A 15,519-nucleotide genomic window follows, 5' to 3' on the forward strand; every position below is an offset into this window, starting at 1 on the left:
TTATACTGTTCTTGTTGTTTCAATTGGTTTATCGTTTCTGGACCATTCGCTCCAGGAACCTACATAAAGTTTTGGGACATTGAGTCCGGCATAGTCTATTGCCAATAACGTGTGGCAAGCTGTAACACCAGAACCGCAATGTACTATAATATTTTCAGGTTCATAACCTTCGAATATTTTTGTGAAATATTGTTTTAACTCTTCAGGATCTTTATAAGTTCCGTCTGAATTAAGATTGTTGGCAAAAGGGTAGTTCTTTGCTGTTGGAATATGCCCTGCAACGGTATCTATAGGTTCTGTTTCTCCATTGTAGCGAGGCGTTTCTCTAACATCGATAATTAGAGTTTTATCCTGTTGGGTGAATGTTTCAGCTTCCTGAATATCTGCAATGGGAAGTTGCCATTCTGTAAAAGTATAATTTCCAGGTGTTCTTTCCGGGGAAGCTTCTGTTGTTATAGGAATAGCATTACTGATAGCTGCTTGCAAGCCTCCGTTCAATACCTGTACATTTTTTAGTCCCGCAGAACGAAGCATCCACCATAATCGGGCTGCAGCGTTCGATGCGTTTTTATCATCATAAATAATAACATGAGAGTCTTTTTCTATACCAGTTTGTTGCAGTACTTTTATAAAGTTTTCTATTTTTGGCAGTGGATGGCGACCTCCATTTTTATAATCCTGAGGAACATCGGACATATCAGTGTTTAGTTCCAGGTAACAGGCATTAGTTATGTGTCCGTTATCGTATATATTCCTTGCATTATTTCCAGCATGGATAATGATGATTTCTGGTTGACGCAGAATATTCACTAACTCATTGGAATTAATAATAGGATTCATTTTACTTTACTAAATCTTTATTAAAAAAGGCACCTTTATTTTCTTTCATCTCCATAGAATGTTTGATGATAAGATAAGAAACATTTACAAGATTCCTAAGTTCCGATAGCTGCGGCGAAAGAATAGAGTTGTTATAAAGAGCTGTAACAGCTTCATAAATCTCTCTCTGTTTTTGCTGTGCTATTTTTAAGCGGGAATTGCTTCTCACGATTCCTACAAGATCACTCATCATTTCCTGTAACTGTTTTCTGAAATAAGAGACCATTACCATTTCATCCATTAGCTTCATCCCTTCCTGGTTCCATTCAGGAATAGCCTTTAGATCATTGAAATTAAATTCATTCTGTTTTAGCAACTCTACTGTTTTTACAGCAGCTTCATGTCCAAATACTAAACCTTCCAGTAAAGAGTTGGATGCTAATCGATTGGCTCCGTGTAATCCTGAATTGGTACATTCGCCTACAGCAAAAAGATTCTTAATAGAAGACTGTCCATCTATGTCCACATCAATTCCGCCCATTAAATAATGACAGGCAGGTACAACGGGAATAAGTTGCTCGAAAGGATCTATACCTTCTTCAAGACATTTTTTATAAATATTCGGGAAGTGTTCTTTGAATTTTTCCTGATCCATATGGCGACAATCCAAACCAACGTAGTCATCTCCGGAAATTTTCATTTCATTATCTATAGCTCTGGCTACAATGTCACGGGAAGCTAATTCTTCACGTTCGTCATATTTTTGCATAAAGGGCTGACCATCTTTAGTCCTCAGCTTTGCGCCATCACCACGTACAGCTTCCGAGATCAGAAACAGCATACCACTTCTTTTTGAGAACATAGCAGTAGGGTGGAACTGGTAATACTGCATATTGGAAACCTTGCCGCGTGCTCTGTGAACAAAGGCAATTCCGTCTCCGGTTGCAATAATAGGATTTGTGGTATTTTTATAAACATGCCCCGCACCACCCGTTGCAACAAGGGTGATCTTGGCTGTAATTTTCTTTATTTTTTTATTTTTCTGATCCAGAATATAAGCACCGTAACAATGGATGTTATCATGATTCAGTTCCTTGCCGGGAACATGGTGCTGGGTAAGCAAGTCAATCACATAATGGTGATCCAGAACTTCGATATTTGGAAGTTTATTAACTGTCTCCAGGAGAGCACGTTCAATTTCGAAACCAGTAATGTCTTTGTGGTGAACAATCCTGTTTTCGGTATGTCCGCCTTCTCTTCCCAGTTTGAAGTCACCGTCTTTTTCTTTATCAAAACGAGTTCCCCATTCTACAAGTTCTTTGAAGCGGTGTGGACCTTCTTTTACTACCATTTCTACCACATTGCGTTTATTTTCTCCGTCTCCGGCACGCATGGTGTCTTCTATGTGCTTTTCGAAATTATCTTTTGAAAAATCAGTGACAACGGCTAGCCCGCCCTGTGCATATTTGGTATTGCTTTCATCTTCATCCGACTTGGTGACAATAGTAATTTGTGCATCCGGCAGGGTCTCTGCAATCTTAATAGCATAAGACAGACCTGATATTCCGGAACCAATAACTAAAACATCCGCTTTAATCATAGCTTATAAAATTTGAAGTCTATATTCCTTCTCGTTAATAAAGTATAAACTTACGAATTTTGTAGCTGTTCAAAGACAACATCAACAGATAATTGCTGAGATTGAGCAGCTTTTACAGCTAACTGATCACAACGTTCATTCTCCGGATGTCCGGCATGTCCTTTTATCCAGTGGAATTGGAGCTTGTGCATCCTCATTAAAGGGATGAATCTGCGCCAAAGATCATCATTCTTTACTTTTTTGAAATCTTTCTTAATCCATCCGAATATCCAGTTCTGATTGATAGCATCCGAAACATATTTTGAATCGGTGTAAATGTGAACATTACTTTGTGGAGTATTGAGTTTTTCCAATGCAACGATAACAGCTAAAAGCTCCATACGGTTGTTGGTTGTAAGACGAAAACCTTCAGAAAATTGTTTTTCATATTTCTTTTCAACAACCTTCATTACGATTCCGTATCCGCCCTTTCCGGGATTACCGCTGCATGCTCCGTCTGTATAGATGTCTATTTTCATTAGAAAGGCATCATTTCATCTTCATCATCATCGTTCATTGCCGAACCAGAAACTTTATTACTACTAGGAGGAGTAGGAGGCATTCCAAATGCCGAACCTGGATCCATTGTCGTTTTTATCTTATCGTAGAAATTGTCATTGTTGGCTTGTGAAGGGCTTCCCATACCGCCACCGAAGGTATCTTCACCTAAATCTCCGAACCTTGCCATAGAACCATGGAATGCTAAACGGACATCTTCAGTAGAACCATTCCTGTGCTTCGCAATAATTAATTCGGCCTGATTTGCAGAAGGAGTTTCATCCTCCCAATATTCAATTTTATAGTATTCCGGACGGTAGATAAAGGATACAATATCAGCATCCTGCTCAATTGCTCCGGATTCCCTAAGGTCAGATAATTGTGGCCTTTTACCCGGTCTGTTTTCTACGGAACGCGATAACTGCGAAAGAGCAATTACCGGAACATTCAATTCTTTTGCAATGGCTTTAAGGGAACGGGAAATAGTTGAAATTTCCTGTTCACGGTTTCCACCGCCTTTTCCGCTTTGGGCTGTCATCAGCTGAAGGTAGTCGACCATAATAATCCTTACACCATGCTGCATCACTAATCTTCGGCATTTTGCCCTGAAGTCAAATATTGAAAGAGCCGGAGTCTCGTCAATATATAAAGGTGCTTTCTCCAGATTGGAAACGTTACTGAAAAGTCTTTCCCATTCCTCATCTGTTAGTGTTCCTTTTCTAAGCTTCTCAGAAGAAATTCCGGTTTCGGAGGATATCATCCTCATAATTAATTGTACTGATGCCATCTCCAGAGAGAATAAAGCAAGGGGTATATTTTGATCTACAGCAATATTTCTGGCCATAGAAAGGATGAAAGCCGTTTTTCCCATTGCCGGACGTGCAGCAATAATAATAAGATCAGAAGGCTGCCAGCCTCCGGTTTCTTTATCTACAGCTTTGAAACCTGAAGGTACACCGGAAAGTCCCTGTTTCCCTCTTAGCGATTTTACTTTGTCCAAGGCTTCCTTTACTAAGGAATTTGCAGTATCAAAGCCCTTTTTAATGGTACCATTCGTAATTTCGAAAAAGCTTTTTTCAGCTTCATCCAAAAGTTCGAATACATCGGTAGATTCTTTATAAGATTGGTCTATTACATTTCCGGATACATTGATAAGGGACCTCAGAATGAATTTTTCCAGAACAATTCTTACATGGTATTCTATATGTGCAGAAGAAGATACTCCAAGGGTAAGCTCAATAATATAAGAGTCTCCGCCCGCCAGATTTAATCTGTCTTCTCGTTTCAGTTCCTGAATGACGGTCATCATATCTACAGGATGGTTGTCCTGGTATAATTTTAGAATGGCAGCATAGATCTCCTGATGGCGGGGATCATAAAAAACCTTCTCGGTGAGAAGGTCAATAGAAAAGTCTAAAGCCTTCTTGTCTATGAGAAAAGTTCCGATAACCAGCTTTTCAAATTCTACTGCATTAGGAGGCATTTTACCTTGTGAAATAGATAATTCCTTGGCAAAATTCCCTTGCGTTAATGATGATAATGTTTCCTTTTGAGCCATGAGGCAAAGATAAATTTTAAAAAACTAAAAGCACAATTGCTTTATTCACAAATAAATTTTAAGTAACGATTTCTTCTCTAAATTAGGAAAAAATCATGTTAAGAAATATAAATATTTATGTATTAAAATGCTGAACATGATATTTATATTGTCCTAACTGTATAATATAATTTTTAAGTTTTTTTAATTAATATTCGATGATGTGAGATTGATATTAATATTCCATTTTACGGAGTTTTGGTGCAAATGTTCCTACCATTAAAGCAACCAAAAGAGTCATACTTCCGCCAAAGACAACAGAACGGATTACGCCCATCATTTTTGCGGCAAGACCACTTTCAAACTGGCCAAGTTCATTGCTGGAAGTTATAAATATAGTATTGACACTCAATACACGGCCGCGGATTTTATCAGGCGTTTTCAACTGGACAATGGTACCACGAATAACAACGCTAATGCCATCCAGCATACCACTTAGAACAAGGAACCCAAAAGATAACCAATATAAATGAGACAATCCGAAGCCTATGATACAAAGCCCAAATCCACTTACAGCGGCAATAAGGATTTTTCCCTGATTCTTTTTAAGCTGAATAAATGACAGTGTAATAATAATACACATAGAACCTATATCTGATGCTGCATTTAGTAGTCCAAATCCTTCGGATCCTACTTTTAGAATGTCTGTAGCATAAACCGGGATCATTGCTACGGCACCTCCAAATAAAACTGCAAAAAGATCGAGTGTAAGAGCGCCAAGAATTTCTTTCGTTTTATAGATATAAGCTACACCTTCGCGCATACTTTCCCATACGTTTACCTCTTGCCCTTCATATTCAGATCTATGCTTGTTAAGTGTCCAGAAAAATAATGATCCGATGAATAAAAAACATAATATAACGATAAGAGTACCACTAATACCAAGCCATGCAATTAAAAATCCTCCGAATGCGTGTCCAGATACTGATGCTGTAAGAAATGTTGCCTGATTAAGTGTAATGGCATTAGGTAGTTCTTCTCTTTTAACAATATTAGGAATTAGAGCAGGAACCAAGGGCGATAAAAATGCTCTGCAGATTCCGGAAAGAAAAATAATACCATAGATATAATAAGTAATCTGATGGTTGCTAAAGCTAAGTTTATGTCCCCAGAATGCAGGTATTAATAAACAACATAGAAGGAAAAAATAAGCATAGTTACAGATTAGTAATAATTTTTTCTTTTCACTCATATCTATAATGTGCCCGGCGTATAAAGCGCAACCAACTGCGGGGATTACTTCGGATAAACCAATAAGTCCAATAGAGAAAGGATCTTTGGTTAGGTGATATACCCACCAGCCAAGTAAGGTTGCAAGCATTCGGAAAGCAATAATCAGAAAGAACCGTCCAATAAGAAGATTTCTGTATTCAGTATTTCTTAGTGTCTGGAGAGGAGCCAGTGATATCATAATATAGAGAAAATATAGAGGAAATTAGTTTTGATAATTATTTTATGATGAGATTTAAATCTGGCCGATGAAAGAAGTCCGCAATATCACGGTTATTTGCTAAACGTGGAATCTTATTCTGTCCCCCTAGCTTACCTTGTGATTTTGCATATTCAAGGAAACTATCTTTTTTCAGTCGCGATATAATAAGTGTCTGCAGAATATTACCTGTAATTAGATCGTTGTAATAAGTGTTTTTATTTCTTAGTGCTAAATCCAGACTCTGTCGGAATGCTTCCATATTTTCAGGCTCTTTTTCAAATTCTATAAACCATTCATGATAAGGGAGACCGTTTTCCGGGTTTACCTGTGGTGCCAAATGAAACTCGGAAACTTGTGCCGGATACTCCAGAATAGCTTTTTTCATAGCTTCCTCTACTTCATAGGCAATAACATGTTCACCAAATGCTGAAGTGAAATGTTTGGTTCTTCCACTTACCAGAATTTTATACGGATCTTTAGAGATAAATCTTATCATATCACCAATCATATATGCCCAAAGCCCGGAATTAGTTGTAATGACGAGAGCATAATCTTTATGAAGCTCTATTTCACCAAGGGTTAATCTTCTTGGATTTTTCTTTCCAAGATCTTCCTGAGGAACGAACTCGTAGAATATACCATGATTGGTTAATAAAAGAAGTCCATCTTCTTTATAATTATTCTGGTATGCAAAGAATCCCTCTGATGCGGGGAAAGTCTGGACAATATCTACAGTGCCACCCAAAAGACTGTTCATCTTTTCCCGATAAGGCTCATAATTGACCCCGCCGGTAACAATAAGCTGAAGGTTTGGGAATATTTGTTTAATTTTTTTGCCAGATTTTTCTGTAAGTTTTTCAAAATACATAATTAACCAAGGTGGTATACCGGAAATAAGTGTCATATTCTCTTTTTCCGTTTCGGCGATTATTTTGTCAACTTTGGTTTCCCAATCTTCTATTGTATTGGTTTCCCAGCTTGGTAGTCTGTTCTTTTGCAGATAATTTGGAATGTGATGAGCTACAATTCCGGAAAGGCGGCCTGTTTTTATTCCATGCAGATCTGTGAGCTCAGGGGATCCCTGTAAGAAAATCATTTTTCCATTTACAAAATCAGCATTGTCCTTCTGGGCAATATAGAAAAATAGTGCACTTCTTGCAGCGTCAACCTGATAAGGCATTCCTTCTTTAGAAATTGGGATATATTTGCTTCCGGATGTTGTTCCGGATGTTTTTGCAAAATATTCTGGCTGTCCTGGCCACAAGATATCCTTTTTCCCTTCTTTTATTTCTTCAATATAATTTTTCAGATCTTCATAATCAGCTAAAGGAACTTTTTTCTGAAAATCCTGAATATTGCAGATGCTTCCGAAATAATGCTCTTTTCCGAATTTTGTGTTTTCAGCATTTGTAATCAGGTCTTTTAATAAGTTTTCCTGATCAGAAACTGCATTTCGGGTGAACTTTTCCGATGATTTTACATATCGCTTTGCCCAGATTTTGGCAATAGCTTTCTTTAAGATGTTCAACATAATCGTGGGCAAAATTACGTAATTCCACTTGAAACCAATGTTGTAAAAGTGAGAATGATCAGAAGATATTTTCTATCGGAAAAGCAAAAGTTTATTTTGAATTCTGTTTAGTAATGATATGAGGATACATAAGACCGAATAGGATTGAAGTTTTATAGATTAACAAAAAAACGCAGCTTAGCATTTTAATGCTAAGCTGCGTTATAGAGAATTTGGATTGATTATTATTACTTTTTGTTTTCTTTATATCTCATATCAGGAGTTCCGTCTTTTTTAAGATGCTGTGAAGATTTATATCTTTTGTCAGGAGTTCCGTCTTTTTTTAGTTTTACACCTTGTGTAGTTGTTGTAGATTTTACCTCCTTCACTGCTCCTTTAGCATCTTTAGAAGTTGTTTTTACTTCTTTTACCGCTGTTGTCTTGCCATCTTTTGCAGTTGACTTAACTTCTTTCACCGAAGATTTAACTTCTTTTTTTACCGGTGTAACAGGTGTAGTCTGACGTGGTGTAGTTGTCTGAGCAGTTGCAAATCCTAGTCCTAAAGCCAGAGATAATGCTGATAATAGATTTTTCATTTTTTAATGGTTTTTTGTATGTGTAATTTAAATTTTTACTTCTGTGAAGTTACACTAAAAAACTATCAAGATGTGTGCTAAAAATTTCGGTAACAATTAATTTAACAAAACTTTATCACAGTTTAAAACGGGCTTAAACGGAATAAACCACAAATAGTAGGTTTTCTTGTTATGTAACTGTGGATATTGGCTTATAGCCTCATTTTCAATTATCTGTTACAGAATAACTATATTATTTGTAAATTTGCAGTTCGATAACGGTTTCAGGAAGTACTGAATCCGTTTTTCGTCGTTTAAATGAAATTTGATACCAGGTGCAATTAGCTTCTATAAAAAATACACTGTTACCCGATTTGTTAAAGAAACAATGGGGTAAAGAAATATTCGATACACTACGTGAAAAGCAAAAGATTAGTATAAAAGGTGCTGCAGGCTCTTCTCTGAGTTTGCTTGCTGCAGAATACTTTGTGTCTTTTCATCAGCCTGTGTTGGTAATTCTGGATGATAAGGAGGATGCTCTATACACGACTGCAGAACTGGAAGAACTTTGTGGGAAAGAGCATGTATTGTATTTTCCGGCAACTTTTCTGGAACCTTATCAGATAGAAAAAACTCAGAACGCCAATAGAGTATTGAGGACAGAGGTTATCAATCAGTTGAATTCGTCTAAAAAACCTAAAGTAATTGTAGCTTATGCAGCGGCACTTTCGGAAAAGGTAATTAAGAAAGAAGAATTTGGAAAGTTCTCTCATACTATAAAAGTGGGTGAACAATTGGATTTTGATTTTATAGATGAATTACTGAATCACTATAAATTCAACAGGACAGATTTTGTATCAGAGCCTGGTGAATTTTCTGTACGAGGAGGTATTATAGATGTGTTTTCTTATGCGTATGAGTTTCCTTTTCGTATAAGTTTCTTTGGAAACGAAGTAGACAGTATTCGTACTTTCGATATAGAAAGTCAGCTGACACAGGAAAAAGTAGAAGAATTCCAGTTGGTATCTGCTATTCAGGATATCTCAGGAGATACTTCCAAAACATCTTTACTAGGAATCCTGCCTAAGGAAACTGTTATGTTTACCCGAAATGCATTTTTGGGAGTAAAGCATATTCGCGAGTTTTATGAAAAAGCACAGGAAGTATATAAAACCCTGCATCAGGATATTAAATACAGCGAACCTAAAGCTATTTTCGTATCAGAAGAAGAGTTTCTAAATGAAATAAACCATTTTGTATGGGCAGACTTTACTTCAGAAGTATTAAAATCTTCACGCTCAGAAATTCAACTAAAACTCACTCAGCAACCTGTTTTTAATAAAAACTTTGAATGGCTGATTCAGGATCTGGAAGATAAACTAGAAAAAGGTTATGATGCATGGATTTCATTCTCATCCGAAAAACAAAAGGATCGTCTTGAGAATATCTTCGAGGAACTGGAAAAGAATATTCCGTTTAAGAGTTTTGCTTCCGAATTGCATGAAGGATTTGTAGATAATGAAAATAAAATATCAGTTTATACCGATCATCAGATATTTGACAGATACCAACGCTATAAAGCGAAAAATGCTTTTGCCAAAAGCGAGCAACTTACCTTAAAGGATCTGATGTCTCTGAAAGTTGGAGACTACATTACCCATATTGATCATGGGATAGGAAAATTTATGGGGTTGGTAAAGGTTAATAATAACGGGAAAGTTCAGGAGTGTTTTAAGTTATCTTATAAGAATGGCGACTTGTTATATGTAAGTATCCATGCGCTTCATAAAATATCAAAATATAACGGACCTGACGGAAAAGATATTGTACTGAGTAAGCTAGGATCTTCGGCATGGAAGTCCCTGAAGCAAAAAACCAAAGCAAGGGTTAAACAGATTGCGTTTGACCTGATTAAGCTCTATGCGCAAAGAAAGAGTGCAAAAGGTTTTGCTTACTCACCAGATGGGTATATGCAGAATGAGTTGGAAGCTTCCTTTATTTATGAAGATACTCCGGATCAGGAGAAAGCTACAATGGATGTAAAAGCCGATATGCAGGCAGATACAGTAATGGATAGATTAATCTGCGGAGATGTAGGTTTCGGAAAAACTGAAGTTGCTATCCGTGCTGCATTTAAAGCTGCTGTAGATGGAAAACAGGTGGCACTTCTAGTACCTACAACGATTCTGGCATTTCAGCATTACAGAAGTTTTAAAGAAAGGCTTAAAGATTTCCCTGTAGAAGTTTCTTATCTTAACCGCTTCAGAACTGCAAAACAAAAAAAAGAAACGCTGGAGGGGTTGGTTTCTGGTAAAATAGATATTGTAATTGGAACACATCAATTGGTAGGTGCCAGCGTAAAGTTTAAAGATCTGGGGTTATTGATTATTGATGAGGAACATAAATTCGGCGTAGCTATAAAGGATAAGCTGAAGACTATGAAAACCAATATTGATACACTGACACTTACTGCAACACCTATCCCGAGAACATTACAATTTTCTTTAATGGCAGCGCGGGATCTTTCAGTGATTAAAACACCGCCACCTAACCGTCAGCCTGTAGATACCAAATTGGTAGGCTTCAACGAAGAAATTCTGAGAGATGCTATTAGCTATGAATTACAAAGAGATGGACAGGTTTATTTTATTAATAACAGAATAGAAAATCTTAAAGAAATTGCAGGTCTTATCCAGAGATTGGTTCCGGATGCCAGAGTTATTACAGGCCATGGACAGATGGACGGTAAGCAGTTGGAAGCCAATATGATGGATTTTATGGAAGGTAAATACGATGTGTTGGTTTCTACGACGATTGTGGAAAGTGGTCTGGATGTACCTAATGCCAATACAATTTTCATCAACGATGCACAGCGATTCGGTATGGCAGATCTCCACCAGATGCGTGGACGTGTGGGGCGTAGTAACAGAAAAGCATTTTGCTACCTGATTACACCACCAATGGATTTGGTTTCTTCAGATTCCCGTAAACGTTTGGAAGCTATTGAACAGTTTTCGGATTTGGGAAGTGGTTTTCATATCGCTATGAAAGATTTAGAAATTCGGGGTGCCGGAGATTTATTAGGTGGAGATCAGAGCGGCTTTATTAATGAAATGGGCTTCGATACTTATCAGAAAATTATGCAGGAGGCTCTGGAAGAACTGAAGGATGAAGATATGGAAGGTCTTTTCCAAAATGAAGAAGAGCGCAAAAAGCTTTTCAACTCTGTTAAGGATGTGAATATTGATACTGATTTAGAACTGATGCTTCCGGATGATTATGTAAATAGTACAGAAGAGCGATTGTTGCTATATCAGAAACTGGCGGATGTAAAGAATGCTGCAGAGCTTAGTCGTTTCGAATACGAGTTGAATGACCGTTTCGGTGCATTGCCAAAAGAAGCGATTAACTTACTGAAGAGTATTGAACTGAAATGGTTGGCTGCAGATATAGGTTTTGATAAGATAGTGATGAAAAACGAAATCTTCCTTGGATATTTCCCAGGTAATCCACAAGATAAGTTTTATCAGAGTGACAGATTTAAAAAGATTATTCAATACCTTGGTTCCAATCCGCAACATGCACAGTTAAAAGAAAAGCATTCGCCTGAAGGTAACCAGTTGATGATGCGTAAAGATAAGATTAGTAATGTGGATGAGGTGAATGCTTTGCTAAATAGTATATTGGCATAAACTTCATATTTTTTAAATAAAAACAATGAAATACTTAATTGTAGGCCTTGGTAATAAAGGCGATGAATATAAAGAAACAAGACACAATATAGGGTTTAAAGTTGCAGAAAAAATTGCAGAAACTATAGATGCACCATTTAATACGACCAATTTTGGATGGCTGGCTGAAGGGAAATATAAAGGAAGAAAAGTCTTTGTCCTAAAGCCGGATACTTATATGAATCTTAGCGGAAATGCTGTACGCTACTGGATGCAGAAAGAAAATATTCCGTTAGAAAATCTGTTGGTTATTACCGATGATTTGGCTTTACCTTTTGGAACGCTAAGGATGAAAATGAAAGGAAGCCATGGCGGACATAACGGGTTGCGCAATATTGAGGCTGTACTGAATACTGGTCAGTATACACGCCTTCGTTTCGGAATTTCTGCAGATTTTAAAGAAGGACAGCAGGTAGACTACGTTCTGGGCAGCTGGAGTGAAGAAGAAAAAGAAAAGCTGCAGGAAAGAATTGATAAGTTTTCTCAAGCAGCTTTATCTTTTGTATTTGCAGGTATACAGAATACGATGTCCGGTTTTAACGGAAAATAAATTTTTAGAAAACTTCTCCCAAATTCACAAAAAAGCCACGTGAGTTTCCCTGACCAAATCCATAATCTATACAAAGGTTAGTATCACTGTGTTTGTTTAGTTTAATACGTATGCCCGCTCCATAACCTATTTGTGGTTTTTTGAACTCGGAAGAAAGTTCAGCTGAGAAAGCCTCCATATTGCCAAAGATTACACCTCCAATAAGTCCATTACGAGTAATGGCGAATCGGTATTCGTTTTCATAGTAGAACATATTTTTTCCTCTGAATCGGCTTTGGATATATCCCCGTCCTGTATTATATTGGTCGTCCCATGCAGTGCTGGGTAACATTAAATAAGGTGGAGGTTGCTTGCTGGCTGTTAACCAGGCAAAGCCCCAAAAAGCAAATGTGTTTTGTGAATTAGCTGGAAATCGGATATATTTTCTGGCATCTATTTGTATAGTGGCCCAATTAGAATCACTTCCTATGAAGGTGAAATTGGGACGATAGCTGATACTAATGTATTCACCATTTTTTGGATTTATTTGGTTTAACCTGTTATCATAAAGAAGTTTCAATGCTATACCAGATGCGCGTTCGGCCGTTCCCAAGTCTCTATTTAAAAGATGTGTAATGTGCTTTCCTAAAGTATCTGATATTTTTATATTCCAAAATTGATCATAAAAAATTCCGCCGCCCGCATATAAATTTTTGCCGATAGCAAACATTATTGACTGATGCAGCTTTATCGATTGAAAATTAACCGTATAACCCGTGTTGGAGTTTGCGTTTACAGAAATTTTTTTACCACCTAAACCATAAACTTCAGAAGGGTAATTCAGGTATTTGAAATCACTTATAAGATTAATCTTATTGTTTTTTGTCCAAATGTTAATATAAAGAGGGAGGATGCTCTGTTTGTGTTGTGAATAAGTATAGCTAGTATTAATTGTTGAGATTTTCTGGTCTGCAAGTTTGCTTTTATAAAAACCAATATTAGCACTAATTACACCAGCGAATCCGGTCTGTAGGGTATAACCGGCAGCAGGAAGAATCGCCCAGTTGAATTTTTTCACTGTTGCTGTATCTTTCTTTTTCTTTTTGTGAAAAATTTTTCTAATTATATCTTCAACATCTTTTTGCTCAACCTGACGAGAGTTTACCACAGAATCAGATTTGTTAACAGTGGAAACATTTTGTGCACCTCCGAAAAAAGGTGCACAAAATAAAAAAAAGATAAATATTCTTATCACTGCTAAAAACTTTTGATGGTAATATTACACAAAATTTAAATTTCTTTTTGAAAAAAAATAAATTTATAGAATATACGTAAATATGGTAAGTTTAAATAACTCTTTTATGATTTACTATAACATGAGATTCTTTTGACTTATCATAATTTGTTCGGAAGCCAACCAGATTTACAGCTATATTGTTTTCTTTTGCTGTAATATTTGCGAACTCCTGAATTAGATCAAGGACGTCTGTTGCAATATAGGATGTGCGCTTTCCGTTAATTGTTACCTGCGATCCTGGCTGAATATTCTTCAATGTCTTTTTGATTGCAGCTTTATTCAGGAAAGATACTTCTTCGGCAAGCTCAATTGTGATAGCATCAGCGTCTTCCAGCTCTTCACGACTTAGATAGTAAGCACGCTTCATATTTCCAAGAAGGATGAAAATAATACTGATTACTAAACCAAGAGCTACACCTTTTAGCAAGTCTGTGAAAACAACAGCAAGCATAGTTGCCATAAATGGAATGAACTGATATTTTCCTTTGTCCCAGAAGTGCTTTATTGTTGCAGGCTTTGCCAGCTTGTATCCTACAAGAATAAGGACAGCAGCAAGCGTTGCCAACGGAATCATATTGAGGATTGCAGGAATACTTAATACACATACTAATAATAAGACGCCATGGATAATAGCAGATAATTTGGTTGTAGCACCTGCATTGGCATTTGCAGAACTTCTTACAACCACTGATGTCATAGGTAATCCGCCAATGAATGAACTGATGAGGTTGCCAATTCCTTGTGCGCGAAGTTCCTGATTGGTATCTGTAATTCTTTTTTTATAATCCATTCTATCTGAAGCCTCAATACAAAGAAGGGTTTCAATAGAAGCTACAATTGCAATTGTAATTCCTGTTACCCATACTGCAGGCATTGCAAATCCTGAAAAGTTTGGAAAGGTAATCAATGCTTTAAAGTCTTCTGCAGATTTAGGTACAGGAAGCTTTACAAGGTGATCCGTATTTACAGCTAAAGAGCTTCCGGAAGAAGTAAAAAGTTGATTAATCACAATTCCAGTTACTACTGCAACAAGTGCTGCAGGAAGCATTTTTATTTTTTTTAGAGCTGGTATTTTGTCCCATACAATCAGAATAGCTATTGAAATTGCAAATATTAATATTGCTCCCGGATGAATTGCAGAAGCGATTTCGTTGACATAAGGAACAAGATTGAACCCATTATCAAATAAGGTTTGTTTGCCTTCATAATCTTTGTCGAAGCCTAAAGCATGCGGAAGCTGGGTGAGAATAATAATAATCCCAATCCCGGCAAGCATTCCTTCAATAACGGCTGTAGGAATGTAGTTAGATATACTTCCTGCTTTTAAGAAGCCCAGGATTAATTGAGTTGCTCCGGCAATAATTCCGGCACAAAGAAATAAGTCAAATGCTCCTAACTCAGTCACTGAAGCGAGGATAATGGCTGTAAGGCCGGCTGCAGGACCCGTTACACTAATATTGGATGTGCTGAGGAAGCCAACAACAATTCCACCAATAATTCCGGCAATAATACCAGATAACGGAGGAGCACCAGAGGCTAAAGCAATACCTAAACAAAGAGGTAAAGCGACAAGGAAAACAACCAGACCCGCTGCAAAGTTGGGTTTAACGTCGCTGAATATATTGGTTTTATTTTGTTTCATAATATTAATTTTAATGATGGACCAACACCTTATGTAAAGACACAAAATATTTTCCAGCATATCATATATAGAATATGTTGAACCAGAAATTGTTTCAATACTTTGGATATTGAAATAACTGATAGACTATACCTGAACAGTGTACAAGTATACTTTTATTGAAAAATTTGAGAATTCATGGAATTAGTTCTTTTTGCTTGAAAAATAATGATATGAAAATCGATTCTCAATAAATCAATAAAAAGAAAAA

General features: G+C 36.9%; 11 protein-coding genes. 2 read left to right on the forward strand and 9 right to left on the reverse strand.

Annotated features, from left to right (window positions below):
* The 7 genes from BAZ10_RS12505 to BAZ10_RS12535 form a co-directional block, all read right to left on the reverse strand.
* On the reverse strand, positions 1 to 840 hold the full coding sequence (locus BAZ10_RS12505) for a sulfurtransferase (RefSeq protein ID WP_078772327.1): 840 nt from the start codon (positions 838 to 840) through the stop codon (positions 1 to 3).
* A gap of 1 nt (position 841) precedes the next feature.
* Positions 842 to 2,419, reverse strand: a complete 1,578-nt coding sequence (nadB, locus tag BAZ10_RS12510; RefSeq protein WP_078722462.1) for an L-aspartate oxidase — start codon at positions 2,417 to 2,419, stop codon at positions 842 to 844.
* A 50-nt stretch (positions 2,420 to 2,469) separates the two neighbouring features.
* On the reverse strand, positions 2,470 to 2,937 hold the full coding sequence (gene rnhA / locus BAZ10_RS12515) for a ribonuclease HI (RefSeq protein WP_059155964.1): 468 nt from the start codon (positions 2,935 to 2,937) through the stop codon (positions 2,470 to 2,472).
* The gene (gene dnaB / locus BAZ10_RS12520) at positions 2,937 to 4,514 is read right to left on the reverse strand and encodes a replicative DNA helicase (protein WP_078772328.1); all 1,578 of its coding nucleotides are present in this window, start codon (positions 4,512 to 4,514) and stop codon (positions 2,937 to 2,939) included. The genes rnhA and dnaB overlap by 1 nt, the downstream gene beginning before the upstream one ends.
* A 214-nt stretch (positions 4,515 to 4,728) precedes the next feature.
* Positions 4,729 to 5,964, reverse strand: a complete 1,236-nt coding sequence (locus BAZ10_RS12525) for an MFS transporter (protein WP_078772329.1) — start codon at positions 5,962 to 5,964, stop codon at positions 4,729 to 4,731.
* 37 nt (positions 5,965 to 6,001) lie between these two features.
* The gene (locus tag BAZ10_RS12530) at positions 6,002 to 7,516 is read right to left on the reverse strand and encodes a GH3 auxin-responsive promoter family protein (protein WP_078772330.1); all 1,515 of its coding nucleotides are present in this window, start codon (positions 7,514 to 7,516) and stop codon (positions 6,002 to 6,004) included.
* A gap of 227 nt (positions 7,517 to 7,743) precedes the next feature.
* The gene (locus tag BAZ10_RS12535) at positions 7,744 to 8,091 is read right to left on the reverse strand and encodes a hypothetical protein (RefSeq protein ID WP_059155960.1); all 348 of its coding nucleotides are present in this window, start codon (positions 8,089 to 8,091) and stop codon (positions 7,744 to 7,746) included.
* 314 nt (positions 8,092 to 8,405) lie between these two features.
* Between BAZ10_RS12535 and mfd the strand changes: the two genes are divergently transcribed.
* Positions 8,406 to 11,762 (forward strand): transcription-repair coupling factor, encoded by a 3,357-nt coding sequence (mfd, locus tag BAZ10_RS12540; RefSeq protein ID WP_078772331.1) that lies wholly within the window; start codon positions 8,406 to 8,408, stop codon positions 11,760 to 11,762.
* A 25-nt stretch (positions 11,763 to 11,787) separates the two neighbouring features.
* The gene (gene pth / locus BAZ10_RS12545) at positions 11,788 to 12,351 is read left to right on the forward strand and encodes an aminoacyl-tRNA hydrolase (RefSeq protein WP_078772332.1); all 564 of its coding nucleotides are present in this window, start codon (positions 11,788 to 11,790) and stop codon (positions 12,349 to 12,351) included.
* A gap of 4 nt (positions 12,352 to 12,355) precedes the next feature.
* Here the strand turns inward: pth and BAZ10_RS12550 are convergent, their stop codons facing one another.
* Positions 12,356 to 13,585, reverse strand: coding sequence for a BamA/TamA family outer membrane protein (locus BAZ10_RS12550; protein ID WP_078772333.1), 1,230 nt, complete (start codon positions 13,583 to 13,585; stop codon positions 12,356 to 12,358).
* Between the two features lie 91 nt (positions 13,586 to 13,676).
* Positions 13,677 to 15,269, reverse strand: a complete 1,593-nt coding sequence (locus BAZ10_RS12555; RefSeq protein ID WP_078772334.1) for a SulP family inorganic anion transporter — start codon at positions 15,267 to 15,269, stop codon at positions 13,677 to 13,679.
* Positions 15,270 to 15,519 lie beyond the last annotated feature (250 nt).

Source organism: Elizabethkingia occulta (assembly GCF_002023715.1).
GTDB classification, from domain to species: Bacteria; Bacteroidota; Bacteroidia; order Flavobacteriales; family Weeksellaceae; genus Elizabethkingia; species Elizabethkingia occulta.

Coding starts and splice junctions, on each gene's coding strand:
- BAZ10_RS12505 (WP_078772327.1), bottom strand. CDS start 840: ATGAATCCTATTATTAATTCCAATGAGTTAGTGAATATTCTGCGTCAA.
- nadB (WP_078722462.1), bottom strand. CDS start 2,419: ATGATTAAAGCGGATGTTTTAGTTATTGGTTCCGGAATATCAGGTCTG.
- rnhA (WP_059155964.1), bottom strand. CDS start 2,937: ATGAAAATAGACATCTATACAGACGGAGCATGCAGCGGTAATCCCGGA.
- dnaB (WP_078772328.1), bottom strand. CDS start 4,514: ATGGCTCAAAAGGAAACATTATCATCATTAACGCAAGGGAATTTTGCC.
- BAZ10_RS12525 (WP_078772329.1), bottom strand. CDS start 5,964: ATGATATCACTGGCTCCTCTCCAGACACTAAGAAATACTGAATACAGA.
- BAZ10_RS12530 (WP_078772330.1), bottom strand. CDS start 7,516: ATGTTGAACATCTTAAAGAAAGCTATTGCCAAAATCTGGGCAAAGCGA.
- BAZ10_RS12535 (WP_059155960.1), bottom strand. CDS start 8,091: ATGAAAAATCTATTATCAGCATTATCTCTGGCTTTAGGACTAGGATTT.
- pth (WP_078772332.1), top strand. CDS start 11,788: ATGAAATACTTAATTGTAGGCCTTGGTAATAAAGGCGATGAATATAAA.
- BAZ10_RS12555 (WP_078772334.1), bottom strand. CDS start 15,269: ATGAAACAAAATAAAACCAATATATTCAGCGACGTTAAACCCAACTTT.